Origin of the sequence: Streptomyces sp. NPDC090088, from assembly GCF_044747345.1 — a bacterium.
Classification (GTDB): domain Bacteria; phylum Actinomycetota; class Actinomycetes; order Streptomycetales; family Streptomycetaceae; genus Streptomyces.
In genome coordinates this window covers 126,610-153,124 of record NZ_JBIVDZ010000013.1, presented here as the reverse complement: position 1 = coordinate 153,124, position 26,515 = coordinate 126,610, and the positions used below count along the sequence as shown (strand labels likewise).

General features: G+C 72.9%; 25 protein-coding genes. 13 read left to right on the top strand and 12 right to left on the bottom strand.

Going from position 1 to position 26,515, the window contains the following annotated elements; translation table 11 throughout:
• Positions 1–11: 11 nt before the first annotated feature.
• The 3 genes from ACIPSJ_RS47085 to ACIPSJ_RS47075 are packed head-to-tail and all read right to left on the bottom strand — an operon-like array spanning position 12 to position 2,683.
• On the bottom strand, positions 12–1,247 hold the full coding sequence (locus ACIPSJ_RS47085) for a DUF4032 domain-containing protein (RefSeq protein ID WP_359224754.1): 1,236 nt from the start codon (positions 1,245–1,247) through the stop codon (positions 12–14).
• A gap of 10 nt (positions 1,248–1,257) precedes the next feature.
• Positions 1,258–2,007 (bottom strand): MBL fold metallo-hydrolase, encoded by a 750-nt coding sequence (locus ACIPSJ_RS47080; RefSeq protein ID WP_401355719.1) that lies wholly within the window; start codon positions 2,005–2,007, stop codon positions 1,258–1,260.
• A gap of 49 nt (positions 2,008–2,056) precedes the next feature.
• Positions 2,057–2,683: an alpha-ketoglutarate-dependent dioxygenase AlkB gene (locus tag ACIPSJ_RS47075; RefSeq protein WP_401355717.1), complete on the bottom strand. Its 627-nt coding sequence runs from the start codon at positions 2,681–2,683 to the stop codon at positions 2,057–2,059.
• A 119-nt stretch (positions 2,684–2,802) separates the two neighbouring features.
• Here ACIPSJ_RS47075 and ACIPSJ_RS47070 point away from each other — a divergent pair, with 119 nt between their 5' ends.
• The gene (locus ACIPSJ_RS47070) at positions 2,803–3,429 is read left to right on the top strand and encodes a TetR/AcrR family transcriptional regulator (RefSeq protein WP_355720105.1); all 627 of its coding nucleotides are present in this window, start codon (positions 2,803–2,805) and stop codon (positions 3,427–3,429) included.
• 13 nt (positions 3,430–3,442) lie between these two features.
• Positions 3,443–5,116: an FAD-binding dehydrogenase gene (locus ACIPSJ_RS47065; protein ID WP_401355714.1), complete on the top strand. Its 1,674-nt coding sequence runs from the start codon at positions 3,443–3,445 to the stop codon at positions 5,114–5,116.
• Between the two features lies 1 nt (position 5,117).
• Here the strand turns inward: ACIPSJ_RS47065 and ACIPSJ_RS47060 are convergent, their stop codons facing one another.
• Positions 5,118–5,465, bottom strand: a complete 348-nt coding sequence (locus tag ACIPSJ_RS47060; RefSeq protein WP_359224763.1) for a DUF488 family protein — start codon at positions 5,463–5,465, stop codon at positions 5,118–5,120.
• 170 nt (positions 5,466–5,635) lie between these two features.
• Between ACIPSJ_RS47060 and ACIPSJ_RS47055 the strand changes: the two genes are divergently transcribed.
• From ACIPSJ_RS47055 to ACIPSJ_RS47040, 4 genes are read left to right on the top strand one after another with little or no spacing between them, the layout of a single operon-like run.
• A complete protein-coding gene (locus tag ACIPSJ_RS47055; protein ID WP_359224765.1) occupies positions 5,636–7,054 on the top strand; it encodes a M1 family metallopeptidase in 1,419 nt (472 codons plus the stop codon).
• A 41-nt stretch (positions 7,055–7,095) separates the two neighbouring features.
• Positions 7,096–7,851, top strand: coding sequence for a hypothetical protein (locus ACIPSJ_RS47050; RefSeq protein ID WP_401355710.1), 756 nt, complete (start codon positions 7,096–7,098; stop codon positions 7,849–7,851).
• Positions 7,852–7,882: 31 nt separating this feature from the next.
• Entirely contained in the window at positions 7,883–8,581 is a 699-nt protein-coding gene (locus ACIPSJ_RS47045) for a response regulator transcription factor (RefSeq protein ID WP_401355708.1), read from the top strand.
• Positions 8,578–10,452 carry an ATP-binding protein gene (locus tag ACIPSJ_RS47040; protein ID WP_401355705.1) on the top strand — a complete coding sequence of 625 codons (1,875 nt, stop codon included), beginning with the start codon at positions 8,578–8,580 and terminating at the stop codon, positions 10,450–10,452. Before ACIPSJ_RS47045 ends, ACIPSJ_RS47040 begins: the two co-directional genes overlap by 4 nt.
• Here ACIPSJ_RS47040 and ACIPSJ_RS47035 read toward each other — a convergent pair.
• Together ACIPSJ_RS47035 and ACIPSJ_RS47030 are read right to left on the bottom strand one after the other, a co-directional pair.
• Positions 10,445–10,699 (bottom strand): WhiB family transcriptional regulator, encoded by a 255-nt coding sequence (locus tag ACIPSJ_RS47035; protein WP_355720086.1) that lies wholly within the window; start codon positions 10,697–10,699, stop codon positions 10,445–10,447. The two genes, ACIPSJ_RS47040 and ACIPSJ_RS47035, sit on opposite strands and share 8 nt — an antisense overlap.
• Before the next feature lie 114 nt (positions 10,700–10,813).
• Positions 10,814–12,028, bottom strand: coding sequence for a saccharopine dehydrogenase family protein (locus tag ACIPSJ_RS47030; RefSeq protein WP_401355702.1), 1,215 nt, complete (start codon positions 12,026–12,028; stop codon positions 10,814–10,816).
• Between the two features lie 121 nt (positions 12,029–12,149).
• Here ACIPSJ_RS47030 and ACIPSJ_RS47025 point away from each other — a divergent pair, with 121 nt between their 5' ends.
• Positions 12,150–12,842: a TetR/AcrR family transcriptional regulator gene (locus ACIPSJ_RS47025; RefSeq protein ID WP_401355699.1), complete on the top strand. Its 693-nt coding sequence runs from the start codon at positions 12,150–12,152 to the stop codon at positions 12,840–12,842.
• Positions 12,843–12,958: 116 nt separating this feature from the next.
• Here ACIPSJ_RS47025 and ACIPSJ_RS47020 read toward each other — a convergent pair whose 3' ends face one another.
• Positions 12,959–13,840 (bottom strand): LysR family transcriptional regulator ArgP, encoded by an 882-nt coding sequence (locus ACIPSJ_RS47020; protein WP_401355696.1) that lies wholly within the window; start codon positions 13,838–13,840, stop codon positions 12,959–12,961.
• 86 nt (positions 13,841–13,926) lie between these two features.
• Between ACIPSJ_RS47020 and ACIPSJ_RS47015 the strand changes: the two genes are divergently transcribed.
• Positions 13,927–14,544, top strand: coding sequence for a LysE family transporter (locus ACIPSJ_RS47015; RefSeq protein ID WP_359224782.1), 618 nt, complete (start codon positions 13,927–13,929; stop codon positions 14,542–14,544).
• A gap of 96 nt (positions 14,545–14,640) precedes the next feature.
• On the top strand, positions 14,641–15,945 hold the full coding sequence (locus ACIPSJ_RS47010; RefSeq protein WP_359224785.1) for an MFS transporter: 1,305 nt from the start codon (positions 14,641–14,643) through the stop codon (positions 15,943–15,945).
• Positions 15,946–15,948: 3 nt separating this feature from the next.
• On the opposite strand, the gene ACIPSJ_RS47005 is transcribed toward ACIPSJ_RS47010, so the two are convergent.
• A complete protein-coding gene (locus tag ACIPSJ_RS47005; RefSeq protein WP_355720070.1) occupies positions 15,949–16,398 on the bottom strand; it encodes a cyclic nucleotide-binding domain-containing protein in 450 nt (149 codons plus the stop codon).
• 396 nt (positions 16,399–16,794) lie between these two features.
• On the opposite strand from ACIPSJ_RS47005, the gene ACIPSJ_RS47000 reads away from it, so the two are divergent.
• The 3 genes from ACIPSJ_RS47000 to ACIPSJ_RS46990 all read left to right on the top strand — a co-directional run bounded on the left by ACIPSJ_RS47000 (position 16,795) and on the right by ACIPSJ_RS46990 (position 19,260).
• Positions 16,795–17,220, top strand: a complete 426-nt coding sequence (locus tag ACIPSJ_RS47000) for an ATP-binding protein (RefSeq protein ID WP_359224789.1) — start codon at positions 16,795–16,797, stop codon at positions 17,218–17,220.
• A gap of 233 nt (positions 17,221–17,453) precedes the next feature.
• Positions 17,454–18,284 (top strand): SigB/SigF/SigG family RNA polymerase sigma factor, encoded by an 831-nt coding sequence (locus ACIPSJ_RS46995; protein WP_359224791.1) that lies wholly within the window; start codon positions 17,454–17,456, stop codon positions 18,282–18,284.
• Positions 18,285–18,519: 235 nt separating this feature from the next.
• Positions 18,520–19,260: a DUF1206 domain-containing protein gene (locus ACIPSJ_RS46990; protein WP_401356032.1), complete on the top strand. Its 741-nt coding sequence runs from the start codon at positions 18,520–18,522 to the stop codon at positions 19,258–19,260.
• 7 nt (positions 19,261–19,267) lie between these two features.
• Here the strand turns inward: ACIPSJ_RS46990 and ACIPSJ_RS46985 are convergent, their stop codons facing one another.
• Together ACIPSJ_RS46985 and ACIPSJ_RS46980 are read right to left on the bottom strand one after the other, a co-directional pair.
• Positions 19,268–21,517, bottom strand: a complete 2,250-nt coding sequence (locus tag ACIPSJ_RS46985) for an FUSC family protein (RefSeq protein ID WP_401355691.1) — start codon at positions 21,515–21,517, stop codon at positions 19,268–19,270.
• Between the two features lie 16 nt (positions 21,518–21,533).
• Positions 21,534–22,910, bottom strand: coding sequence for an NAD(P)/FAD-dependent oxidoreductase (locus ACIPSJ_RS46980; protein WP_359224799.1), 1,377 nt, complete (start codon positions 22,908–22,910; stop codon positions 21,534–21,536).
• A 249-nt stretch (positions 22,911–23,159) separates the two neighbouring features.
• Between ACIPSJ_RS46980 and ACIPSJ_RS46975 the strand changes: the two genes are divergently transcribed.
• Positions 23,160–23,969, top strand: a complete 810-nt coding sequence (locus ACIPSJ_RS46975; protein WP_359224802.1) for a methyltransferase domain-containing protein — start codon at positions 23,160–23,162, stop codon at positions 23,967–23,969.
• A 13-nt stretch (positions 23,970–23,982) separates the two neighbouring features.
• Here the strand turns inward: ACIPSJ_RS46975 and ACIPSJ_RS46970 are convergent, their stop codons facing one another.
• Together ACIPSJ_RS46970 and ACIPSJ_RS46965 are read right to left on the bottom strand one after the other, a co-directional pair.
• Positions 23,983–24,414, bottom strand: a complete 432-nt coding sequence (locus tag ACIPSJ_RS46970; protein ID WP_359224818.1) for an ATP-binding protein — start codon at positions 24,412–24,414, stop codon at positions 23,983–23,985.
• 121 nt (positions 24,415–24,535) lie between these two features.
• Complete coding sequence (locus ACIPSJ_RS46965) at positions 24,536–26,440, bottom strand: AMP-dependent synthetase/ligase (protein ID WP_355728721.1); 1,905 nt, start codon at positions 26,438–26,440, stop codon at positions 24,536–24,538.
• Positions 26,441–26,515 lie beyond the last annotated feature (75 nt).

Below are 26,515 nucleotides of genomic sequence, written 5' to 3'. Positions count from 1 at the left end.
CCCGCCCGCGCTCACTCGGGCGTGACCGGCTCCAGGGTCTCCCGCGCCTTCGGCAGCACGTTCTCGATGTAGTCCTCGACCGCGTTGTCCAGACCTATGTCGTGCTGGGCCCGCTCGGACAGGTACCAGCGGTGTTCGAGCAGCTCGTGGTAGATCTCGGCCGGGTCCATGGAACCGCGCAGCTCCAGCGGCACGGCCCGCACGGTGGGGCGGAAGACGTCCCGCACCCACCGGTGGGCCAGCACCTCGGGGCGGGCGGCGAGCGGGTCGCCCGGGGCGTAGTCGTCCTGGGTGGCCATCCAGCTCTCCAGGTCGTTCAGCAGCCGCCGCGCCTGGTTCTCCTCGGCGTCCAGGCCGGTCAGCCGCAGCAGCTGGCGCTGGTGGTGCCCGGCGTCGACGACCTTCGGCACGAAGGTGACGCTGTCGCCGTTGGAGGAGTGCTCGATCTGCATCTCGGCCACGTCGAAACCGAGTTCGTTCAGCCGCCGGATCCGCCGCTCGATGTAGTGGTACTTGCCCGCCGGGTACACCGAGGTCCGGGTCAGCTCCTCCCACAGCTCGCCGTAGCGCGTGCAGATCTCGAAACCGAACTCGATCGGGTCCAGCGACGGGTGCAGCGCGCCCGAGGCCTCCAGGTCCAGCAGCTCGCCGCTGATGTTCACCCGGGCCAGGTCGAGGTCGTAGTCGCGCTGCCCGTTGCTCAGCTGCGGGTGCAGATCGCCGGTCTCGGCGTCGACCAGGTACGCCGCGTAGGCGCCCGCGTCCCGCCGGAACAGGGTGTTGGACAGCGAGCAGTCGCCCCAGGCGAACCCGGCCAGGTGCAGCCGTACCAGCAGCACCGCCAGGGCGTCCATGAGGCGGTGCATGGTGGCCGGGCGCATGGTCGTCTCGAACATCGAGCGGTACGGCATCGAGCCGCCCAGGTGCCGGGTGACCAGCACCGACTCCAGCGGTTCGCCGTCCGGGTCGAGACGGCCGGTGATCACCGCGAGCGGGTCGACCGCGGGGATCGCGAGCCGGTCCAGGTCGCGCAGCAGCTCGTACTCGCGCAGCGCCGGGCGCTCCGCCAGCTCCTTCACCGCGATGACCTCGTCGCCCGCGCGGGCGTAGCGCACCACGTGCCGGGAGATACCGCGGGGGAGCGGCACGAGGTACTCCTCGGGCCACTCCTCCAGCGGGACGTCCCAGGGGAGTTCGAGCAGGAGCGCGGGGTGCTCCGGGTTGGTGGCGCTGATCTGCAATGCCATGGCCCGAACCTTAGACGGCGCGTGCGCGGGCCTGCTGGGCGGCCGCCTTCACGGCCCCCCGGTGCAGGGGCCCGTGCCCGGGCAGCAGCGCGTCGGCGTCGAGTTCCGCGATCAGGTCCAGGGAGGCCACCGCGCGGGCGCGTTCATGGTGGAACATGTCGGGCAGCAGCTGCGGCCCCTGGATCCGTGAGGTGCGGTGCCCGCTGACCAGGGCGTCGCCGGAGATCACGATCCCGGCCTCGGGCAGGTGGTAGACGGTGTGCCCGTCGGTGTGGCCGGGGGTGTGCACCGGGACCGGGCGGCCCGGCAGGTCCAGCGGACCGTCGGCGACCGGGAACGCCTCGGGGGCGGTGACCGGGTGCTGCTCGGTGCCGCCGACCTTCAGCACATGCACCAGCCAGGGCACCACACCGGGCCGCCAGGCGTTCTTCAGCACGTCGCCCACGGCCACCTGCTGGAGGAAGTCCCGCCGCGCGTGCGGCACTTCCGCCTCGTGCAGATAGACCGGGGTGCCATGGGTGTGGCGCAGGTACTCGGCCGAGCCGAGGTGGTCGTTGTGCGCGTGGGTGATCAGGACGGCCGTGACCGCCTCCGGTGAGCTGCCCACCTCCGCGAGGGAGCCGAGCAGCCCCTCCCGGTCCCCGGGGTAACCGGTGTCCACCAGCGTGACGGCGTCACCGTCCTTGAGGATCACCCAGTTGGTGTGGTGTCCGTGCACCAGGTAGGTGCCCTTGCCGACTTCGTGTACCTCAGCGTGCATGGACACAGCCAACCAGATGGCGTGGGGCGGCCGTCAGGGAGGACCGGCGTCAGCGCACGCCGTGCGGCCGGAACTGGACGCTGATCCGCGGTCCGGCGGCCCGTGCCGTCTTCGGTACGCAGTGCTCCCAGGTCCGCTGGCAGGAGCCGCCCATCACGATCAGGTCGCCGTGTCCCAGCGGGCGCCGGACCGAGGGACCGCCACGCAGCGGGCGCAGCAGCAGGTCGCGGGGGGCGCCCACGGAGAGGATCGCGACCATGGTGTCCTCGCGGGCGCCCCGGCCGATCCGGTCGCCGTGCCAGGCGACGCTGTCCCGGCCGTCGCGGTAGTGGCAGAGCCCGGCCGTGGCGAAGGGCTCGCCCAGTTCGCCGGCGTAGTGCCGGGTGAGCGCCTCGCGGGCCTCGGCGAGGACGGGGTGGGGGAGCGGGTCGCCCGCGCCGTAGAAGGCCAGTAGGCGCGGTACGTCCACGACGTTGTCGTACATGGTGCGGCGCTCGGCGTGCCAGGGGACGTCCGCCGCCAGGCGTTCGAACAGCACGTCGGCGCCGCTCAGCCAGCCGGGCAGCACGTCGATCCAGGCGCCGTAGCCCAGCACGGTCCGGCCGATGCCGTCGAGGGGACCGAGCCGCAGCTCGTCGGTCTGGTCGAACAGGGAGCCCTGGAGGTGCGTGGCCATGGAGCCAGCGTACTCCTTAATCGAAAATCTGTTCCCTTTCAATTCCGATCAGGCCCGTCAGGGCTCTTTCGATACATTCATGTATCCGATACATTCGCGTATCGAACGGAGGTCGGCACATGACCGTGGACGGCGCGCCCCAGCGGGTGACCCGGCGCCGGGTGCGCACCCGGGCCCGGCTGCTCGACGCGGCGTTCACCGTGTTCGCCGCCAAGGGCTTCGGGCGGGTCTCCATCGAGGAGGTCTGCGAGGCCGCCGGGTTCAGCCGGGGCGCCTTCTACTCCAACTTCGCCACCCTCGACGAACTGTTCTTCGCCCTCTACCGGGAGCGCGCCGAGCTGATCGCCGAGCAGGTCGCCGACGCGCTCGCCGGCGACGGCCCCGACCTGGACGTACCGGCCTCCGTGGACCGGGTCACCGACGTGCTGCTCCTGGACGTGGACTGGCTGCTGGTGAAGACGGACTTCCTGGTGCACGCCGCCCGGGACCCGGCCGTCGCCGAAGCCCTGCTCGACCACCGTGCCCGGCTGCGGCAGGCCATCGCCGACCGGCTCTTCCGGGCCCGTGGCCACGCCCCGCTCCCCGCCGTCCTGGGCGGAGTCGAGGGCGCCGCGCACGCCGTGGTCGCCGCGTACGACGGAGTCACCACCCAGCTGCTGCTCGACAAGGACGTGGACCGGGCCCGTGCCTGGCTCAAGCAACTGCTCACCGCGCTGCTGACCGACGGCAGCACCCGATTCGGATAAGAAAGGCGTCGCCATGGACGCGGACGTCATCGTCGTCGGAGCCGGCCTCGCCGGCCTGGTCGCGGCGCACGAACTCACCAGCCGGGGCAGGCGGGTCGCCCTGGTCGACCAGGAGAACGCCGCCAACCTCGGCGGCCAGGCGTTCTGGTCCTTCGGCGGGCTCTTCCTCGTCGACTCGCCCGAACAGCGCCGCCTCGGCATCAAGGACTCCCTCGACCTGGCCTGGAGCGACTGGCGGGGCAGCGCCCAGTTCGACCGAGAGGACGACGAGGACTCCTGGGCGGTGCGCTGGGCGCGCGCCTACGTCGAGTTCGCGGCCGGGGAGAAGCGGCCCTGGCTGCAGGGCCACGGCATCAGCCTGCTGCCGACCGTCGGCTGGGCCGAACGCGGCGACCTGCGGGCCCACGGCCACGGCAACTCCGTCCCGCGCTTCCACGTCGCCTGGGGCACCGGAACCGGTGTGGTCGAGCCCTTCGTGGGCTACGCCCGGCAGGCCGCCCGCGACGGGCTGCTCACCTTCTACCACCGCCACCAGGTCGACGAACTCGTCATCGAGGGCGGCGAGGCGCGCGGGGTGCGCGGCACGGTCCTGGCCGCCGACGACTCGGCGCGCGGGGTCGCCTCCAACCGCGACCGGATCGGCGACTTCGAGCTCACCGCCCAGGCCGTGGTCGTCACCTCCGGCGGCATCGGCGCCAACCACGACATCGTCCGCCGCTACTGGCCCGAGCGGCTCGGCACGCCCCCCGCCGAGATGGTCACCGGCGTCCCCGCCTACGTGGACGGCCGCATGCTCGACATCAGCGCCGAGGCGGGCGTCCGCCTGGTCAACCGCGACCGCATGTGGCACTACACCGAGGGCATCCAGAACTGGAACCCCGTCTGGCCCGGCCACGGCATCCGCATCCTGCCCGGCCCGTCCTCGATCTGGCTCGACGCCCTCGGCCGCCGGCTGCCCGACCCCTGCCTGCCGGGCTACGACACCCTCAACACGCTCAAGCACCTGCGCACCACCGAGGACATCGCCGGACACGACCACTCCTGGTTCGTCCTCACCCGCAAGATCGTCGAGAAGGAGTTCGCGCTCTCCGGCTCCGAGCAGAACCCCGACATCACCGCCAAGGACCGCAAGGCCGTGCTCCGCGACCGGCTGCTCGGCAAGGGCGCGCCCGGACCGGTGCAGGCCTTCCTCGACAAGGGCGCGGACTTCGTGACCGCCGCCTCCCTGGAACAGCTCGTCGAGAAGATGAACGGGCTCACCGACAAGGCCCTGCTCGACGCGGCCGAGATCCGGCGCCAGATCGTCGCCCGCGACCTGCAGATCAACAACTCCTACAGCAAGGACTCCCAGGTCCAGGGCATCCACAACGCCCGCCGCTACATCGGCGACCGGCTGGGCCGGGTCGCCACCCCGCACCGCATCCTCGACCCCGCCGCCGGCCCGCTGATCGGCGTCAAGCTGCACGTCCTCACCCGCAAGACGCTCGGCGGCATCCAGACCGACCTGGACTCCCGCGCCCTCGGCGCCGACGGGCAGCCGATCGGCGGGCTGTACGCGGCCGGCGAGGTGGCCGGCTTCGGCGGCGGCGGAGTGCACGGCTACAACGCGCTGGAGGGCACCTTCCTCGGCGGCTGCCTCTTCTCCGGCCGGGCGGCCGGACGCGCGGCGGCGAAGCAGACCGCGTGACCTACTCGGAGAGGAGCCGCGCCACCACCGTGGCGTGGCTCCGCTCCGGGGTCTTCGACGCGGTGAGCAGGGTCACCGGGCCCTTGCGGGCGGACTCCCGCAGGCCGTCCAGGAGCCCGGCGGCCTCGGGGGCGGCCAGCTCCGCCTCGTAACGGCGGGTGAACTCCTCGTACGAGCCGCCGTCGTGGAACCAGCGGCGCAGCTCGTTCGACGGCGTCAGCCCCTTGGGCCACTCGTCCACGTGCGCGTCCTCCTTGGACATCCCGCGCGGCCACAGCCGGTCCACCAGGACCCGGACCCCGTCCTCGGGCTCGGGCGTTTCGTAGATCCTGCGGACGCGCACGCTCACGGTCGGGCACCTCTCGGGTCGGCGACGGTGCCGCGAGCGTACGCGGCGGGCCCGCGCCACCGGCTGCCGACGCGGCTCGCTTTGACCAGAATGAGGGGGAAGCACAGACGCCCGCGCGCCTAGTCTGTGGGCCACTGATCATCGGCCACCCCCCTTTCGAAGGAGCGCATGTGCTGGGTGCAAGCAGAGGTACCGGTACCGCAGTCCTCCGCCGCGAGGCCGTCCTCGCCACCGTCCCGGTCGCCGTGGCGGCCCTGCTCGCCGCCGCCGGACCGGCCTCGGCGGGCACCATAGGCGCCTCCGGCGCGGGCGACCCGTACTTCCCGCTCAGCGGCAACGGCGGCTACCACGTCAGCCACTACGACCTGACGCTCCGCTACGACACCGCCTCCCATCACCTCGACGGCAAGGCCGTCCTCACCGCCCGCGCCACCCAGAAGCTCACCCGCTTCGACCTCGACCTCAAGGGCCTCAAGGTCACCCGGGTCACCGTCGACGGCCGGACGGCCCGCTTCAGCCGCAGCGGACAGGAACTCGCCGTCACCCCGTCGCGGGCACTGGCCAAGGGCCGGGACTTCAAGGTCACCGTGGCCTACAACGGCACACCCAAGTCGGTCACCGACCCGGACGGTTCGGACGACGGCTGGATCCGCACCGACGACGGCGCCTTCGTCGCGGGCGAACCGCAGGGCGCCATGACCTGGTTCCCGGCCAACAGCCACCCCAAGGACAAGTCGTCGTACGACTTCACCATCACCGTCCCCAAGGGGCGCACCGCCGTCGCCAACGGCGTCCTCCTCGGGCAGCACACGTCCGACGGCCGTACGACCTTCCGCTGGCGGCAGAGCGAGCCGATGGCCGCCTATCTCGCCACCGCGACCGTCGGCAAGTTCAAGGTCGAGCAGTACACCACCCGGGACGGGATCAAGGTGTACAACGCGGTCGACCCGCGGGAGGCGAGCGGCTCGGCGGCCGTGCTGAAGAAGCTGCCGTCGGTGCTGGAGTGGGAGAGCAAGCTGTTCGGGCCGTACCCGTTCCGCTCCGCCGGGTCCATCGTCGACCACGCGCCGGACGTCGGCTACGCCCTGGAGACGCAGGGCCGGCCGATCTACGACTCGGCGCCGGACCTGGACACGCTCGTGCACGAGAACGCCCACCAGTGGTTCGGCGACTCCGTCTCGGTCACCGCCTGGAAGGACATCTGGCTCAACGAGGGCTTCGCGTCGTACACCGAGTGGCTGTACGACGAGCAGCACGGGGGCGACAGCGCGCAGAAGACCTTCGACGCGCTGTACGCGAAGCCGGCGAGCAACGGGTTGTGGGCCTATCCGCCCGGGAACCCGGGCAGCGGGGCGAACATCTTCGGCACACCGGTGTACGAGCGGGGTGCGATGACCCTGCACGAGCTGCGCAAGGCCGTGGGGGACACGGACTTCTTCCGGATCCTGCGGGCCTGGGCCGCCCAGCACCGCTACGGGCACGGCACGACCGCGGAGTTCGTGAAGCTGGCCGAGAAGGAGTCGGGCAAGGACCTGGGTCCGCTCTTCCAGACCTGGTTGTACCAGCAGGGCAAGCCGAACCAGGCCTGAATCCTGACGAGTTCCTTACAAATCTGCGCCACGCTCGCTCCATGATCCATCGCAGAACCGCCGTCGCCCTCGTCGCCTCCCCCCTGCTGCTCTCCGGTTGCGGGGGCGGCGCCGAGGCCGCGCCGAACCGGCCGGACGACAGCCGCCCGGCCGTCGTCCCGGCGGCCGGGACGACGGCCACCCCCACACCCGAGAGCAGCACCTCGCGGGCAACCGGCATACCCGGGCTCGGACCGAGGACCACGGCCGCGATACCCGAGCGGGCCGAACAGGTCGTCGTCGCCAGCGGCCGGGGCAAGGACTCGCCCCTGTCCACCGTCGTCCTCTACGAGCGCGACGACACCGCCTGGCAGCCCGGCGCCCATTGGCCCGCGCACAACGGCAGGGACGGCTGGAGCGACCAGCATGTGGCCGGGGACCTGCGCTCGCCCGTCGGGGTCTACGGGCTCACCGACGCCGGAGGGCTGCTCCGGGACCCCGGGAGCAGGCTGCCCTACCACCAGTCCTCCGGTTTCTACTCGCCCGGCACCGGCTTCGAGGGCGAGCCGCTGGAGGGCTCCTTCGACTACGTCGTCGCCATCAACTACAACCGCGAGCCGGGGACCTCGCCGCTCGACTGGACCCGGCCGCTGGGCGCGAGCCGGGGCGGCGGGATCTGGTTGCACGTCGACCACGGCGGCCCGACCCACGCCTGTGTCAGCGTCGCGAAGGCCCATATGAGGGAGCTGCTGCGCACCCTCGACCCGGACCGGCATCCGGTCGTGGTCATGGGGCACGCCGACTGGCTCGCCCGGTAGACCGCCGGTACTCCGCTTAGGATCCGAACTCGTGTGCGCACATGTGCTGGTCGCCGAGGACGACGAGATGCAGGCCGAGCTGATCCGGCGCTCCCTGCTGGCCGAGGGCCATACCGCGACCGTGGTCCACGACGGGGCCGCGGCGCTGGACGCGGCGCGCCGGCTCGGGCCCGACCTGGTCGTGCTCGACCTGATGCTCCCGGTGATCGACGGCTTCGGCGTCTGCCGGGTGCTGCGCGGCGGCGACCCGGAGATCCCCGTACTGATGCTCACGGCCCGCTCCGAGGAGGAGGACGTGCTGCTCGGCCTGGAACTGGGCGCCGACGACTACATGACCAAGCCGTACAGCCCCCGGGAGCTGATGGCCCGGATCCGGACCATCCTCAGGCGCAGCGGGCGGGCCGCCGCCGTCCGGGAGGAGCCCGCCGTGATCGCCGCCGGCCTCAGCGTCGATCCCGTACGGCACGAGGTCCGCTGCGACGGGATACCGGTGGAGGTGACCCCGGCCGAGTTCCAGATCCTGCTCGCCATGGCCGGGGAACCCGACCGGGTGTTCACCCGGCGGCAACTGCTGCAGTGCACCCGCGGCTTCGACCGGTCCTCCACCGAACGGGCCGTCGACGTGCACGTGATGAACCTGCGCCGGAAGATCGAGGCCGATCCCCGGCGGCCGGTACGGCTGCTGACCGTGTTCGGCGTCGGCTACAAGCTGAGCGGCGGCCGCCCGTGAAGCCGCGCATACCCTGGCGCAAACGGCTGCTGGTCCGGCTGCTGTTCACCTCGGTCCTGATCGCCGTGTGCTCCGTCGCCGCCACCGCCTGGCTCGCCGTGACGACCACCACCAGCGCGCTGGAGGAGGAGCAGGGGCAGGACCTGGCGGCCGACAACAAGATCCTGGCCCAGCTCAGCGGGTACGCGGCGGACCACCCCGACTGGACCGGCGTCCAGCACACCGTGCGGGCGCTGGCGGCCAAGACCGGCCGCCGGATCGCCCTGACCACCCCCGACCGCACCCTGATCGCCGACTCGGCGCCCCACGACACCCCGCTGCCGCCCCGGCCGGCCGCCGCCGTGGACCCGCTGCACACCGACACCTACACGGAGTTCGGCGCCCAGCTCAGCGGCATCGACCCGCGCGCGGTGGGCCCGTTCCTGCTGACCGCGCAGGAGCGCGCCAAGCTGGAGGCGGTCGCGCAGAAGGAGCAGTCCTGCTTCGACCGCTTCGGCGTCCACACCACCGTCCAGCACACCCCGAGCGGGCGGCCCCACGTCATCGTCGACGACGCTCGGGACGCTCCCCTCGAACTCAAGGTCGGCTGCGGCAACGTCTACGGCGAGTCGACCGCCGACACGAGCGACGCGCTCGACTTCCCGATGCCCACCGAGACCAAGGCCCTCGCCGCGCTGACGGACCTGGCCCGCCCCTGCCTGCGCGCCCGGGACCTGGACCTCGGCGCCGAGCTCTCCCTCACCTACGACACGACCGGCCGCAACCCCGTCTCCGGAGCCTTCCTGGTCACCAGGAAGAGCGCCGACGGAAAGGGCATGGAGCGGACGACGGACCAGTCCGCGAAGAACTGCGTCACCAACGCCCGCCGCACCCAGCTCGAACCCTATGTCGCCCCCGCCGCCGAACTCTTCCTCGGCATCGGCGACCAGACCGCGCCCCGCTTCGACATGTCCCCGGCCAACAAGGCCCGGATCGTCGGCGCGGCCGGCCTGGTCCTCGCCGTCACCGTCGCCGTCACCGCCGTGGTCGCCACCCGTCTGGTACGACCGCTGCGCGCGCTCACGGTCGCCGCGCGGCAGCCCCCCGAACTGCACGTCCGGGCACCGGTGCGGACCCGGGACGAGACCGGGCTGCTGGCCGAGGCGTTCAACGACCTCACCGAGCGCCGGGAACGCCTGGAGGAGCAGCGCAAGGCGATGGTCAGCGACATCGCCCACGAACTGCGCAGCCCGCTCACCAACATCCGGGGCTGGCTGGAGGTCACCCGGGACGGCGTGGTCGACCCCGACCCGGCACTGCTGTCCTCGCTGCACGAGGAGGCCCTGGTCCTCCAGCGGATCATCGACGACCTCCAGGACCTGGCCGCCGCCGACGCCGGCACCCTGCGCGTGCACCGCGAGCAGGTCCGGGCCGCGGACCTGCTCGACCAGGTCGCCGCCGCCCACCGGGTCGCCGCCGACGCGGCCGGGGTCGCCCTGCTGACCGACGCCCAGGACACGGTCTGGCTGGACGCCGACCCGGTACGGATGCGGCAGGCGCTGGGCAACCTGGTCTCCAACGCGATCCGGCACACCCCCGCCGACGGCACGGTCACGCTGACCGCCCGCCGGGACGGCGCCGACGTGCTCCTCACCGTCACCGACACCGGCAAGGGCATCGCCCCCGACGATCTCCCGCACGTCTTCGAGCGGTTCTGGCGGGCGGAGAAGTCCCGCAGCCGCCGCACCGGGGGCAGCGGGCTCGGCCTGCCGATCGTCCGGCACCTGGTCGCCGCCCACGACGGGACCGCCGAGGCGCGCAGCGAACCGGGCAAGGGCGCCGAGTTCACCCTGCGGCTGCCGGCGGCCGAGGCCCCGGCCGACGTCAGCTGAACCGGCGCGCCGCCGCCTGCCTGCGCCGGGCCAGCAGCCGGCGCTCGGCCTCGGTCGTCCCGCCCCAGACGCCGACGGTCTGCCCGGTCCCCATCGCCCAGCGCAGACACGGGTCCTGGACCGGACAGCGCTCACAGACGGCCTTCGCGCGCCGCGTCTGCTGCAGCGACGGGCCGGTGGTACCGATCGGGAAGAACAGGTCGGGGTCCTCGTCGCGGCACTCGGCGTGCTCTCGCCAGTCGTCCATCGAAGTCACCTGCGATCCAAGTCGACTCTGCCGTTTCGGGTGCACGTTGCTCGGCTCCGGGTCACCACCGCGGACGCGGTCGAAACGGCCAAGTCCCTTGGAAAACGCGGGCGGTCACTGCTCGCGCAGGCCCCAGGGCGAGCCGTACTCGGTCAGCAGGTCGAGGAACGGGCGGGCCGGGAACGCCTCCGGGCCGAGGACGCCCGAGCCCGACCACGCGCCGGTGGCCAGGAGTTCGAGGGCGACGACCGGGTTGAGGGCCGTCTGCCACACCACGGCCTGACTACCGTACTCCGCCATGGACCACTCGTTGTCGACAACGTGGTAGAGATACACCTCGCGCGGCCGCCCGTCCTTCGTCCCGCGCACCCAGGTCCCCGCGCAGGTCTTGCCGCGCATCCGGTCGCCGAGCGTCGCGGGATCGGGCAGCGAGGCCGCGACCACGTCCCGGGGCGACACCGCGACCGGCCCGTCCGGCCCCGGCACGGTCACCGGCGCGGTGGCGTCCAGGCCCAGCAGGTGCAGCGTCTTGAGCGTGTCGATGAACTCCTGCCCGAGCCCGTACTTGAAGGTGACCCGCCGGGCGTCCACCCAGCGCGGCACCAGCAGCACCTCCTCGTGCTCCACGTTCACGCACTCCACCGGCCCGATGCCGGCCGGGAAGTCGAACACCTCGGGCTCGCTGAACGGGGCGGTGGTGAACCACCCGCGTCCCTTCTCGTACACGACGGGCGGGTTGAGGCACTCCTCGATCGTGGTCCAGATGCTGAAGGAGGGCGCGAAGTCATAGCCGTCCACCGTCAGGTTCGCGCCGTCGCGGATGCCGATCTCCTCGATCTCGTCGAAGAGCTCGTCGGCCGCGTACCGGGCGAACACGTCGGACATCCCGGGCTCCACCCCCATCCCGACCAGCGCCAGCGCGCCCGCCCGCTCCCACTCCCCGGCCAGCGCGAACTGCTCGTCGCCCAGCTTGACCCCGCACTCCTCGTGGGGGCGCTCGGCATGCGGCCGGGACAGCGACATCGCCATGTCGACATAGGTGGCGCCGGCGGTGCGGGCGGCCCGGAACAGGGGCATGACGAAGCGCGGGTCGGTGGCGTTGAGCAGCACGTCGCAGCCGTGCCGGGCCAGCAGCGCGGCCACGGCCGCCTCGTCACCGGCGTCCACCCGCTCGGCCCGGAACCGGCCGTCGCCGGCCGCCGCGACGGCGGCCTCGGCGCGGGCCGGGTCGTAGTCGGCGACGACCATCGCCTCGAAGAACGGACGACGGGCCGCGATCCGGGTGACGGCGGTGCCCACACCACCGGCTCCCACGAGCAGTACACGCATGCGGGGATCTCCTCCACAGACAGGGGTTCGGGTACGGGCGCGCCTTGGCCGGAATCAAACGCCCGGTCGTCACGTAAGGTCAATGGCGTTGGCATAAGACTGGACGCCAGGAGAGTGTGCGATGCCCAAACCGGTCGTCCCGGAGGAGAAGCGCCGCCGGCGCCGCCCCACCCGCGCCGGCACCGTGCTGTCCGAGGACCTGATCGTGGCCGCCGCGCTGCGCCTGCTGCGCGAGCACGGCAGCGCGGGCCTCACCGCGCGCCGGCTGGGCCTGGCCCTCGACTGCGACCCCAGCACCCTCTACCGCTACTTCCGGGGCATGGACGACCTCACCCTGGCGATCGGCGACGCCCTCATCGGCCAGGCGCTGGCCGGCTGGGCGCCGACGGGGGAGTGGCGCACCGACCTGCGCACCATCGGCCTGCGCGTCCACGCCCAGTACGTGGCCCACCCGCAGGCCGCCCTCCTGACCACGAACCGCGTGACAGGACGCGCCCACGAACTCGCCGCCGAGGAGGCCATCCTCGACGTCCTACGCACCGCCGGCTTCCCCCTGCCCGAAGCCGTACGCGTCTACCACGCCTTCATCGACCAGACCCTCGCCTTCGCCGCCCTGGACGCGGCGTCCCTTGCCCTCCCCAAGGACTCCCAACGCGCCGACGAGGAGAAGTGGCAGTCCACCTACGCCCGCCTCCCGCACACGACCCACCCACGCATCGCGGAAGCGGCGCCCCTGCTGGCGAAGCGCATGGTGACGAGCGCCTATCCAGCAGCCTTGGAGATGCTCCTGGACAGCGCGGGACGGTCCTTGTAGACGCCCCGACGGAAACGCGCCCCAAAGGGGCGCGGGGCTGTGTAAATATGCGGCTCCGCCGCGTGGGCGCGACCAGCCCCCACCCACCCGCACCCGCCCCACCACCAACAGACCCCCTACGGCCGGCGCAACGCACCCCCCGCCGTACGCACCACCGCCTCCGCAACCGCCCCCAAAGCAGGTGAATCCAGCTTCCACTGCTGCCAGTACAACGGCACGTCCACCCACAAAGCATCACCGAGCCGCACCAACCGCCCCTCCCGCAAGCGCGGTTCCGCCTGCGGCTCCGGCACCATCCCCCACCCCAGCCCGGCCGTCACCGCGTCCACGAACCCCTCCGACGTCGGCACGTAGTGCCGCAGCGCACTCGCGCCCGCACCCCCCAACCGTCGTACGAACCCGTCCTGGAAGTCGTCCACCCGGTCGAACACGATCACCGGCGCCTCGGCGAGCGCCTCCACCAGCGCCCCCGTCACCCATTCCACCGCGAACTCCGGCGCCGCCACCGGCAGGTACCGCATCCGCCCCAGCGCCCGCACGGAGCAGCCCGGCACCGGATCCGGGGACGAGGTCACCGCCGCCATCACCAGCCCCTCCCGCAGCAGCGCGGCCGTGTGGTCCTCGTCCTCCCGCCGCAGTTCGACGAAGACCCGCGGCAGCCCGGTCAGCGCCGCCAGGAACCACGTCGCCAGCGAGTCCGCGTTGACCGCGACCGACACCCGGGTCGGCTCTCCGGCACCGCTCATGCCCAGCTCGCCGCGCGCGTCCCGCTCCAGCCGCGCCAACTGCCGGGCGAACCGCACCAGCACCTCGCCCGACTCGGTCGGCCGTACCGGCTTGGTCCGCTGCAGCAGCACCCGGCCGGTCCGCTGCTCCAGCGCCTTCACCCGCTGGCTGACCGCCGACGGCGTCACATGCAGGGCCGCGGCCGCCGCGTCGAACGTGCCCTCGTCCACCACCGCCAGCAGGGTCCGCACCTGGTCGAGGGGAAGCTCCACCGTCCCACTCCCGTCTTCAGCTGCGCTAAGGGTACGTAAAAATCTTTAGCTGTACGTCCGGAGATCGCTTCCCTACCGTCGAAGGCATGTCCAGCTCCCTCACCGCGGCTGCCGCCGGCTTCGGCAGCGGCCTCTCGCTCATCGTCGCCATCGGCGCCCAGAACGCCTTCGTCCTGCGCCAGGGCGTACGCCGGGACGCGGTCCTCGCCGTCGTCGGCATCTGCGCCCTCTCCGACGCCGTCCTCATCGCCCTCGGCGTCGGCGGGGTGGGCGCGATCGTCGTGGCCTGGCCGGACGCGGTGCGGGCGGTCGGGCTGATCGGCGGTGTCTTCCTGCTCTGCTACGGCGTACTGGCCGCCCGCCGGGTGCTCAGGCCCGGCACCGGCGCCCTGGTCGCCGAGGGCGAGGCGGCCGGCTCCCGGCGGCGCGCGGTGCTCACCTGCCTGGCCATGACCTGGCTCAACCCGCATGTCTACCTGGACACCGTGTTCCTGCTCGGCTCCCTCGCCGCCGACCGGGGCGACCTGCGCTGGACCTTCGGCCTCGGTGCCGCGCTGGCCAGCCTCTGCTGGTTCGCGGCCCTCGGCTTCGGCGCCCGGCTGCTCGGCCGGTACCTCGCCCGGCCGGCCGCCTGGCGGGTGCTGGACGGGCTGGTGGCCCTGACCATGATCGGCCTCGGTCTGATGCTGGTAACCGGATCCTGAGACAACTGGTTCGGCCGTCACGGAAGGTGCTGGGATAGTGAACCCGAACAGGAAAGATGTAGCGGGCACCAAGAGGACCAGGACACCAGGAACTCCGTGGACACCAGCGAGAGCGGCACCCAGTCCGGCACAGCGAACCCCGACGACACGGCGGCGGCCCCGCCCCGGCGCGGCTGGCGCCGCTGGGCGATGGACACCCGGCCGCTGGCCGTGCCCGCCTACCGGCGGCTGTGGTCCTCGACGATCGTCACCTCGGTCGGCAGCCAGCTCACCGCGGTGGCCGTGCCCAAGCAGATCTACGACATCACCGGCTCCTCGGCCTGGGTCGGCGCCGCCAGCCTCGCCGGGCTGCTGCCGCTGATCGTGTTCGCGCTGTGGGGCGGCGCGGTCGCCGACGCCATGGACCGGCGCAAGCTGCTGCTGATCACCAACATGGGCATCGCCGTCACCTCGCTGCTGTTCTGGCTGCAGGCCGTCACGGGCCTGGAGTCCGTGGCCGCGCTGATGGTGCTGCTCGCCCTGCAGCAGGCGTTCTGGGGGCTGAACGCCCCGGCCCGCACCGCCTCCATCGCCCGGCTCGTCCCCGAGGCGCAGCTGCCCGCCGCCAACGCCCTGGGGTCCACGGTGATGCAGACCGGCCAGGTGGTCGGGCCGCTGCTCGCCGGTGCCCTGATCCCCGTCATCGGCCTGCCCGAGCTGTACCTGATCGACGCGCTGGCGCTGTGCGTGACGGTGTGGGCGGTCTACCGGCTGCCCGCGCTGCCGCCGCTGGCGGGCGGGGCGACCCGGCGGGCCGGGGTGCGCGAGATCGTGGAGGGGTTCCGCTACATCTCCCTGCACAAGGTGCTGCTGCTGTCGTTCCTCGCCGACATCATCGCGATGGTCCTCGGCATGCCCCGCGCCCTGTTCCCGCAGCTTGCCGCCCAGACCTACGGTTCCTACGGCGAAGGGCTCGCGCTCGGCCTGCTGTTCGCGGCGATCCCGATCGGCGCGGTGCTCGGCGGACTCTTCTCCGGCACCTTCTCCCGGGCGCGCCGGCACGGCTGGATGGTGATCGGCGCGGTGGTCGGCTGGGGAGCCGCGATCGCCGGGTTCGGGCTGAGCCGCAACCTCTGGATCGCCGTGGCCTTCCTGGCCGCCGCCGGGGTCGCCGACATGGTCTCGATGGTCTTCCGGGGCGCGATCCTGCTGTCCGCCGCGACGGACGAGATGCGCGGCCGGATGCAGGGCGTGTTCACGGTGGTGGTCGCGGGCGGTCCGCGCCTCGCCGACGTCCTGCACGGCACCATGGGGTCCGTGTTCGGCCCGCGGGCCGCCGTCGCGGGCGGCGGTCTGCTGGTCGTGGCCGTGATGCTGACCCTGGCCGCCGCGGTCCCCGCCCTGCGCCGCTACCGCGTCTGAGCCTCAGACGGGCCGTCGTCCGACGTATGCGTCCAGCAGCTTGCCCCGGGTGATCTCCAGCCGGCTGGCGAGGATCTCGGCGACGGTCCGCACCAGCGAGAGCCCGAGCAGCGGGTCCTCCACCGACAGCGCGAGCACGGCCGCGGCGTCGTACTCGTAGGCCCGTACCTGGCTGAAGGCCACCGCGCCGAAGTCCCAGGTGTACGGCGGGAACAGCCACGACCAGCCGAGCAGGTCGCCGGCGCCGAGACTGGCGACGGTGACCCGCTTGTGGGAGGTCACCTCCTGGTCCAGGTTGACCGCTCCCGAGCGGATCACCCAGAAGCGGTCAGCCGTGCCGCCCGCCTCGAAGATCCTGGTGTCCTCGGGGAAGGAGACCTCGTGAGCCAGTTCCATGAGGCGCTCGCGCTGCGCCTGGGGCAGAGCGGTCAGCAGTTTGATGGCTTTGGTCATGGCGCGGGGCTCCTCGCCGGCGAGGGTACGGGGGTTTCCCTACGCCCATTTCAGCCGCTGCCGCCGCGCCGGGCACCTCGAAGGACCGGGGCGGGCCGCCCGGGAGCCGGGCGGGCAGTAAAAAGCCCTGGCTGGACGGGGGAGGCCAGCCAGGGCCGTCAAAGGCGGTCCGGGAGGACCTTACGTCTACTCCTCGACCACTTATGGGTGAACGCTAAACCATCCGGGGCGATTTCGCGTAACCGGGAACAGGTTAAGTGACCCGTTTCACTTTGGGGAAGCCCTTGCGGGCCCCGGATGCGTTTGGACGCGCCCCGAGCGGTCAGCCGAACCAGGAGAGACCGTGCGGATGGAGGCACGGCAGCCCAACCGGTCCACCACGCAAGGAGCGAAGGGATGCGCGAGACGTATCGGACCGAACCTGCCCTGGCAGCACACGAATTCCGTCGGCCGTCGTCGTCGCTGCGGCCGGCCGACGCCCGCAGAGCGGTCCGCGGCGCGCTCGCCTCGCGGGCCGTGCCATGCGCCGCCGAGGCGCTCGCCGACGCCCTGCTCGTCACCTCGGAACTGACCACCAACGCGATCCTGCACGGCGGCGGGGTCACCGGCTTCCACGTCGACGTCGACGGCTGCGCCGTGCGCGTCTCGGTCAGCGACCGCAGCGACGAGGTGCCGGTGGCCGCCCCGGCCGCCGACGACGGGGAGCGCTGGCGGCCCGGCGGCCGGGGCTGGCCCATCGTCTGCCGGCTGGCCCGGGACGTGGAGATCGCCGGACTGCCCCGAGGGGGCAAGCGGATCACCGCCGTGGTGCCGTTGGCCTGAGCCGGCGAACCGAACGTCCGGCGGCGGTGTTTGCGCCCGGTGCGAAGGGGCACGCGGACTGTTGTGCTTCGGACCGGAGGCGCGCGCCGAGGGAGCAGTCGCTTCACGGCCCCCGGGTCCGCACAGCGGTCCTGGCGGTGCTCCCGCGGCGACCCCGACACCGCAGTTCGGGTCGAGTCCCGGAACCACGTTCCGGTGATGCCCTGAAACCCACAGTTCAGGAGCGATTCCGCATGCTCACCGACTTGTCGACCAGCCGTCCCCGCACGCCCGACCGGACCACCCGGGACACGCCCCGGCGTGTCCACGACGACGCACCCGACACCGCCGCCCGCTTCGCCCGGCTGGCCGCCCTCGGCGACGGCCCCGAGCGGGACGCGCTGCGCGGCGAACTGGTGGCCGCCTGGCTGCCGATGGCCCACCGCATCGCCGGCCGCTTCCGCGACCGCGGCGAGGCCGTCGAGGACCTGCGCCAGGTCGCGGCCCTCGGCCTGGTCAAGGCCGTCGACCGCTACGACCCCGCCCGCGGCGCCTTCGAGAGCTACGCGGTGCCCACCGTCACCGGCGAGGTCAAGCGGCACTTCCGCGACCGGATGTGGGCGCTGCGCGTGCCCCGCAGGGTCCAGGAACTGCGCAACCGGGTCCGGGTGGCCCGCCGCGAACTCACCCAGCTCCCCGGCAGCCCCGAACCCACCACCGCCGACCTCGCCGCCCGCACCGGCCTGACCGAGGGCGAGGTCACCGCCGGCCTGGAGGCCCTGGACAGCTACAGCACCCTGTCCCTGGACGCCGAACTCGCCACGGGCGACGAGGGGTACAGCCTCACCGAGACCCTCGGCGCGACCGACGGCTCCTACGACGTCGTCATCGACCGGGAGGCGGCCAAGGAAGGCCTGCGCCGGCTGCCCGAACGCGAACGCGCCATCCTCTACATGCGCTTCTTCGAGGACATGACACAGAGCCGCATAGCCGACCGCCTGGGCATCTCCCAGATGCACGTCTCCCGCCTCATCAGCCGCAGCTGCGCCCGCGTCCGCGCCGAGGCCCTGGGCCGGCCTTCCTGACCCCTGCCGCCGCGCGGCTGCCCGCAGGACCGAGGAGCGACCGTCATGCTGATGCCCGACCCCGTCATCCCCGGCACACCCGTGGACGAGTACGGACGTCTCGTCGCCGACCGACCCTTGACCGCGCTCCTGCCACCGGATCCGCGCCCGACGGAGAGACCCCGGTGACCCCCGCCTCGCCCGCCCCCACCCTGGCCCGCCCCCGCCCCGCCGCCCGTGGGCCGCCAGGGCCGGGCTGGTGGCCTGGGGCGTGATCTACGTGCTGGTGGGTCTGCTGGCGCTGCGTGTCGCCCTCGGCGACCGGCGGCAGCAGGCCGACCGCAACGGCGCCCTCGCCGAACTCGCGAACCGGCCGTTCGGTGCCGCCCTGCTCTGGGCGCTGGGCCTCGGGCTGGTCGGCATGGCGGTATGGCGGCTGTCCGAGGCCGTGTTCGGCGCGGTCGGCCCCGACGGCCGTACCGCGCACATGCGCCTGCCGGCCCTCGCACGTTGCCTCTTCTACACGGCCGTGGCCTGGTCGGTGCTGGAGTTCGCGGCCGGCGCGGGCGGCGGCTCCGGGGACGCGGCGTCCCGGGACCTCACGGCCAGGGCGCTGGGCCTGCCTGCCGGTCAGTGGCTGGTGGCCGCCGTCGGCGCCGGCATCGTGGTGACCGGGGCGTGGACCGGCGTCCAGGCCGTACGCCGGGACTACTACCGTCAGCTCAAGGCGGGCGCGATGGCCGCGCCGGTGCGGCGCGCCGTGGACGTGACGGGCGTCGTCGGAGGTCTGGCCCGTGCGGCGGTGTTCGTGGCCGCGGGCGCCTTCGCGGTGCGTGCGGCGGTCGACTACCGTCCCGACCAGGCGAAGGGCGTGGACGACACCCTCCGCTCCTTCGCCGGCACTCCGGCGGGCCCGTGGCTGCTCGCGGCCGTCGCCGTCGGCCTGATCCTGTTCGGGCTGTTCGCCTTCGCCCTGGCCCGCTGGCGCCGGGTGTGACACGCCGTCAACCCGCGCGCGCCCGGACCGGTACCTTCAACGGACGGGCCAGGCCGGTCACCGCCTCGTCGAGGCGCTGCAGATGGCGCAGCACCCGGTCGGTCACCCGGCCGTAGCGCGGTGCGCCCAGCGTGCCGGGCTGCAGCATCGCGGCGATGCTGGGGCCGGTCTCGATCTCGGGGACGGGGCGTCGGCCGGCCACCTGGGCGCTGATCGCCTCGATGTTGTGCACGATCCGCCGGCCCGCCCCGCGCAGCCGGGGATCCGCAGCGATCGCCGGATGGGTGGGCAGCAGTTCCGCCGTCGCCGCGAGGGACCGCGCGTGGTAGGCGCAGGTCTCCAGGAGCGCCACCACATAGCGCGCGGTGTCCCGGCGGGAGCGCAGCGGGGTGATGGGATGCGTCAGCGGCTGCACGGCCGCCCGCAGATCGGCCAGCGCCTGGTCCAGGTCACGGGCCTTCTCCACCAGGTCGACCGGCGCCGCCCCGCTCAACTGGTCGGCGGCGGCCCGGGTGACGTCGGCCAGCCGGTCCAGCGTCTCGACGAGCAGTTCGTCGGTACGGCGGTCGGTGTGCACCGGCAGCACCACCGCCGCCGCGATCACCCCGCACACCGCGCCCAGCGCCGTCTCCGCGATCCGCAGCACCAGGACGTCCAGGCTGTAGGTGTTCAGCAGCGTGTACAGCAGGCCCAGCATCGCCGTCACGAAGAACGACATCAGGGTGTACGACAGCGGCGCCGAGTAGAACATCGCGAAGATGAAGAGCAGCACCAGCCCGAACGCCGTCCAGGTGTGGTGCCCGACCAGGCCCGCGAGCCCGATGCCGGCCACCACCCCGAGGACCGTGCCGAGCAGCCGCCGGTAGCCCTTCACCAGGATCTCGCCGGTGGACGCGGTGTTGATGAACACGATCCAGCAGGTCAGCACCGCCCAGTACCAGCGCTGGGCGGACAGGAACTCGCCGCCGACCATGGCCAGCGACGAGCCGACCGCCACCTGCACCGCCGCCCGGGTGGTGGGCCGGTGCAGCCCGGTCTCCTCCCCGGACTTCCCGTCCTGCTCCTCGGTGCCCTCGATCGCCGCGTCCTCGGCGTCCAGTTCCTCGCGGGACCGGGAGGTCGCCGGGGTGTCGTCGGACTCGTCCTGCGGCCCGTCCAGCGCGATCCGCAGCCCCAGCACCGCCCGCGCCGCCTCGCCGATGCCCCGGAAGACGTCCTGGACGGCCGGGGAGGCGGGCGGCAGGTTCTCCTCCTCGCGGTAGCCGAGGAGCCGGTTGCGCAGCCCGGACAGCGCGGTCCCCGCCTCCGGGCCGGCCGGCCGCAGCACCAGCAGCCGCAGCGCCTCCAGATCCAGCCGCAGCCGCTCCATCGCCTCGTCCCGCACCGGCTCCCGGGCGGCCGACGGCAGCGGGGCGCCCGGCAGATGCAGGGTGAGCGTGTCCGCCCGCCGCGCGCTGCGCGCGGTGAGCAGCAGCAGCCCGAGCCGCTCGGCGGCGATCTCGGCGTCCGCGATCCGGCGCTGCACCAGCCGGGCCACCGCCTCGTCGGAGGTACCGTCCGCGAGCCGCCCCTGGATCAGCAGCGCCGTCTCGTGCAGCCGGGCCGTCCTGACCCGGACCTCCTCCACCGTCCGGTCCAGCTCGTCCGGCCCGGCGTCGAGCAACTCGGCCTGCGCGGAGACCAATTGCCCGAACCGGGCGCGGAACGCCCGCCGCAGCCGGTCCAGGATGCCCGCGGGCGTCTGCCGCACGAGCACGAAACGCGCCAGCGCCGCGCTGGCGAAGGCCGCCGCGATCGTCACGTACAGACCCGGCAGCGCGGACAGGGTCGCGCGCACGAACAGCGAGGCGAAGTAGATCTGGAAGCCGATCAGACCCAGCGCCGTGCCCCGGTCGCCGAAGCGACGGCCGTAGACCGCGCTGAAGATGAGCGCCACGAAGAAGAGGTCGCCGATCACGATCCGGGAGTTGAGCAGCGCGCCCAGCGACATGGAGGCCAGCGCCACCGGCAGACCGAGGGCGAGCGTGACGGCCTGGGCGCGGGCCTGCTTCTCACGGATCGCGAAGGTGGCGACCATCGCGGTGATCGCCCCGGCCACCAGATGCGACACATCGGCCCGCAGCGCCGCGAGGACGGCCAGGGTGAGGGCGATCGAGGTGACCGTGCGCAGCCCGGCGGTGAAGCGGAGCAGCCCGGGGTCGGCCGCGGCGAGCCGCCCCCTGACCTCCGCCCACGCCGGCCGGCCCGCCGCGCTCACTCCGCCGCGCTCTGCGTCACGCGGTCGGGCCGGCGGGGCCCTCGGCGCGCGCCCGGACCTGCTCCGGGGTCAGATAGGTGTCCGTGTACTCGAAGTCCTTGAGCCGGGCGGGCTTGCGGGCCTGGAAGCCCGTACGGACGAAGTCGTCACCCGCGAGCGCGTTGAGCAGCCAGTTGGTCGCGACCCGGGTCTTGGCCACGTTGGTGCGCAGCGCCGACCAGTGGTAGCCGCGGGCCACCGCCTGGGCGGCCATCCCGCGCAGTTCGATGCCGAGCGGCTTGGACACCGCGTCCTTGCCGCCGAGGTCCACCACCAGCCCCAGGTCCCTGTGCACGTACGGGTGGAGCGGCTCGCCCCGCAGGGTCGCGATGACGTTGTCGGCGACCGCCTTGCCCTGCCGCATGGCGTGCTGCGCGGTCGGCGGGCAGACCGCGCCCGCCTCGTCCTTCGCCTTGTCCGGTACGGCGGCCGCGTCGCCGAGCGCGAACACCCCGTCGTGGCCCGGCAGGGTCATCTCGGCGTTCACCGCGAGGCGCCCGCGGACCGTCTCCGCGCCCAGGGTGGCGATCAGCGGACTGGCGACCACCCCGGCCGTCCAGATCAGCGTGTGGGTGGGCACCACCCGCCCGTCGGTGAAGGTGACCTCCTCGGGTCCCGCCTTCTCGATCGACACGCCCAGGGAGACGTCGATGCCGCGCCGGGCCAGGATCTCCTGGGCGCTGCGGCCGAGTTTGTCCCCGAGTTCCGGCATCAGCTTCGGGGCGATGTCGATCAGGTGCCACTTGATCAGCTTCGGATCCAGGTTCGGATACCGGTGCAGGGCGGCATGGGTGAGCTTCTGCAGACAGGCCGCCGTCTCGGTGCCCGCGTACCCGCCGCCGACCACCACGAACTGCAGCCGCGCGGCCCGTTCGGCCGGGTCGTCGCTGGCGTCGGCCAGGTCGAGCTGGGAGATCACGTGGTCGCGGATGTAGGCGGCCTCGGCCAGGGTCTTCATCCCGAAGGCGTGCTCGGTCAGACCCGGGATGTCGAAGGTGCGGGTGACACTGCCCGGGGCCAGCACGATGTAGTCGTACCGCTCGTTGACGAGCTGCTCGGTTATGGTGCGGACCACGCACACCTTGGACTTGAGATCCACGCCGATCGCGCCGCCCGGGATGATCCGGGTGCGGTACCGCTTGCTGCGGCGCAGCGAGACGGCGATCGACTGCGGCGTCAGCACACCCGAGGCGACCTGCGGGAGCAAGGGCAGATAGAGCTGGTAGGAGGTCGGCGACACCAGGGTGAGGTCGGCCTCGTCGGGGGCGAGCCTGCGCTCCAGCCGGCGCACGCATCCCACTCCGGCGAAGCCTGCGCCCACCACCAGGATCCTGGGTCGTGTCACGGTGTCCATCCCTTTCCGCTGCTCCGGGGCGTCCGGCTCGACGCCGTTCGCATGCCCCGGAACGCTTGCCTCGCACCACATCGATCCCACCGTGCCCGAAGCCGTTCCGCCAGCCGGGCGGCGCAGCCAGACGAACGCGTGGGCTCCAGCATGCCCCTGGAACGCCCTCAGAAACCGGGTGTCGCACAGATATGCGGCGGACTCGCGTCCGGTTCGAGGCCGCCCACGGCGATCACCTACGCCAGTAGAGTGCGCGCCATGGCGCAGACCCAGCCCGGAACGGGCTTCCAGAAGCGGCACATCGACCCCGACCGCGTGGCCCCCCTGGTGGGTGCCCTGGACAGCCAGGACGCCAATCCGGGCGTACGACGGCTGCGCGCCTGGGCCGAGGAGGCGCTGGCGGTCCGGCCCGGCGAGCGCGTCCTCGACATCGGCTCCGGAACCGGCTCGCAGACCCGGGTGCTGGCCGCCGCCGTCGGCCCGGACGGGGTCGCGATCGGCATCGAACCCAACCCGGGGCTGCGCGCGGTCGCCGAGGAACGCTCCGCTGACAGCCGGGTCCGCTACACGGAGGGAGACGCGCTCGCCCTGCCGCTGCCCGACGGCTCGGTGGACGTCGTCTGGTGCGAGCGGGTCCTCCAGCACCTCCCCGAGCCCGGCAAGGCGGTCGCCGAGATGGCCCGGGTGCTGCGCCCCGGCGGCCGGGTGGCGCTCCTGGACACCGACTGGGGGACCACCATCCTGCACCCCGGCGACCCGGAGGTGGTGCGGGCCCTCACCTCGGCCGTCCTCAACGGCGCCAACCCCTGCTCGGGCCGCCGGCTCGTCGGACAGCTCAGCACCGCCGGGTTCGTGGTCGACGACCGCGGCTCGCAGGCCCTGCTCCAGGACCACCGCTCGGTCGCCTGGCCGGTGATCCGCATGCTCGGCGAGTCCGCGGTCCGCACCGGAGCCCTCACCGAGGAGCGCCGGGACGCCCTGTACACCGAACTCGCCGAGGCCGCCGAGCAGGGCGCGCTGCACATGTCGGTGACGATGTTCGGGGTGGTCGCGCACCGGCCCGCGTGACCGTGCCCGGCGCTCACCAGGGCAGGAAGGCGTGGACGTCCTTGCCGTCGTCGGTGAGGACCACGCTGACCTGGTCGCACAGCGTGTGCAGCAGGTGCCAGCCGACACCGCCCCCGCCCCGCTGCGGATGGAACGGCCGCGGCTCGGGCCGGACCCGGCTGGTGTCGTGCACGGTGACATGCACACCGTCGTACGTGCGGCGCATCCGCAGTTCGAAGGGCCCCGGCGCGTACTGGACCACGTTGGCGGCCAGCTCCGTCACGACCAGCAGGATGTCGTCCCAGCTCTCGGGGACGGTGGGCGGCGCGGTCCGGGCGAGGTCGGCGAGGTAGCCGTCGGCGGCGAGCCGGGCGCCGGTCACATTGCGCAGCTCGCCCGGGAAGGCGACCGTACGCTCGAAGGTCTCCTCCACCGGTGGTCTGCCCCGTCGTGGCCCGGTCGCCATCTCGCCTTCCCCGGTTCGGGTGCGTGGGCGCTGGTCGTCCGCGCGCCGTGGGCTGTCGTCGTCGCTCATCGGCTCTCACCGCGACGAGTTCCCAGCGATCGGCCCGATACCCCTGATCCGGTCAGCGGAACACGTTGTCCGAGTCGTCCCAGTCTGCCGGGTCCGGCGGGCCCGGCCGGCGGACCGCGTGCGAGCGGGCCTGGTACATGGCGTCGATCTCGGCGGCGTAGTGCCGCGCTATGGCGTCCCGGCGCAGCTTCATCGACGGCGTCAGCATCCCGTTGCCCGGGGCGAACGGTTCCTGGAGCACCCGGTAGACCCGGATCGACTCGGAGCGGGACACCACGCTGTTGGCGGAGGCGATGGCCCGGGCGATCTCCTCGCGCAGCGCGTTCTCCTCCCGGGCCTCCCGCCCGGGCGAGTCGCCCGAGACCGCCAGGCCGCCGCGCCAGTGGGCCAGGAAGTCCGGGTCCAGGGTGATCAGCGCGCCCACACAGGGCCGGTCGTCGCCGACGACCACCGCCTGGTGCACGAGCGGATGCATCCGCAGCCGCTGCTCCAGCGGGGCCGGGGCCACGCTCTTGCCGCTGCTGGTGATGATGATGTCCTTCTTGCGCCCTGTGATGGTCAGATAGCCCTCGGAGTCGAGCCGCCCGATGTCCCCGGTGGCCAGCCAGCCGCCGCGCAGCGCGGCCCGGGTCGCGTAGTCGTCACCGACGTACCCCTGGAACACGGACGGCCCGCGCACCAGGATCTCGCCGTCGTCGGCCACCTGGATCTGGGTGCCCGGCAGGGCCTGGCCCACCGTCCCCGACTTCTCCCGGCCCAGCGGCTGCATGGTGATCCCGCCGCTGGACTCGGTCAGGCCGTAGCCGTCGTGGACGTACATCCCGATGCCCTCGTAGAACAGGGTCAGTTCACGGCTGAGCGAGGAGCCGCCCGAGGTGGCCCGCAGCACCCGGCCGCCGAGCGCCCCGCGCAGCTTGCGGTACACCGTCCGCTCGTACAGGGCGTGTTGCAGCCTGAGGTCGAAGCCCGGGCCCGCCCCGGTGCCCAGCCGCTGCCGTTCCTGGGCGGCGGCGAAGTCCCGCGCGGTCTCCGCGGCCCGCTCGAACAGGACCCCCCGGCCGTGCTGCTGCGCGGTACGCAGGAACGTCTTGTACAGCTTCTCCAGCACCGACGGCACGGCGTACAGATAGGTCGGGCGGAAGGTGCCAAGCGCCGCGGCCAGCGCGTTCTCGGACATCTCCGGTTCGTGGGCCATCAGGATCCCGCCGCGCAGGCACAGCACCATCACCATCAGGCCGTACACGTGCGAGAACGGCAGGTAGGCCAGCACGGAGGCCTGTTCGCCCGGGCGCGCGGCGGTGTGCCCCCAGCCCGCGAGCAGGGTGTCGCACGGGTACGCCAGCCCGCTGTGGCTCAGCGCGCAGCCCAGCGGGCGGCCCGAGGTGCCGGAGGTGTAGGTGATGGCCGCGGTCGAGTCCGGCATCACGATGCGGCGCAGCGACTCCACCGTGGTCAGCGGGACGTACCGGCCCTTCTCCACCAGCTCGGGCAGGGCCCCCGCGTCCAGCTGCCACACGTGTCTGAGCCCGGGCAGGCTCTCGCAGACGGTGCCGACGGTCATCACCGCCTTGTCGTCCTCGACCACCACGGCCACACAGCGGGCGTCCCGCAGGATCCACTCGACCTGGTCCCGGGAGGACGTCGGATGGATCGGGACGACCTCGGCCCCCACCGACCAGAGCGCGAGGCACAGGACCGTCCACTCGTAGCGGGTCCGCGCCATCACGGCCACCCGGTGCCCCGGCGAGATCCCCGACGCGATCAGGCCCTTGGCCAGATCGACCACCTCGTCCCGCAGTTCGACCGCGGTGATCTCCTCCCAGCCCGCAGGGGCGCCCTCGGGCCGGCGCGCCAGCACCGGCAGGGTGGGGTTCCGGTCCGCCGTCTCGAAGATGCTGTCGGCGAGCCCGCCGGTCAGGGTCGAAGCGGTCGTCGGAGCGAGGGCGTAGTCGCGCATGCACTGCTCCTGGATGTACGGAGGGTGACCCTCCCGATCGGTACTGTTGTCGACGCGGGTCGAATCTAGCCCAGG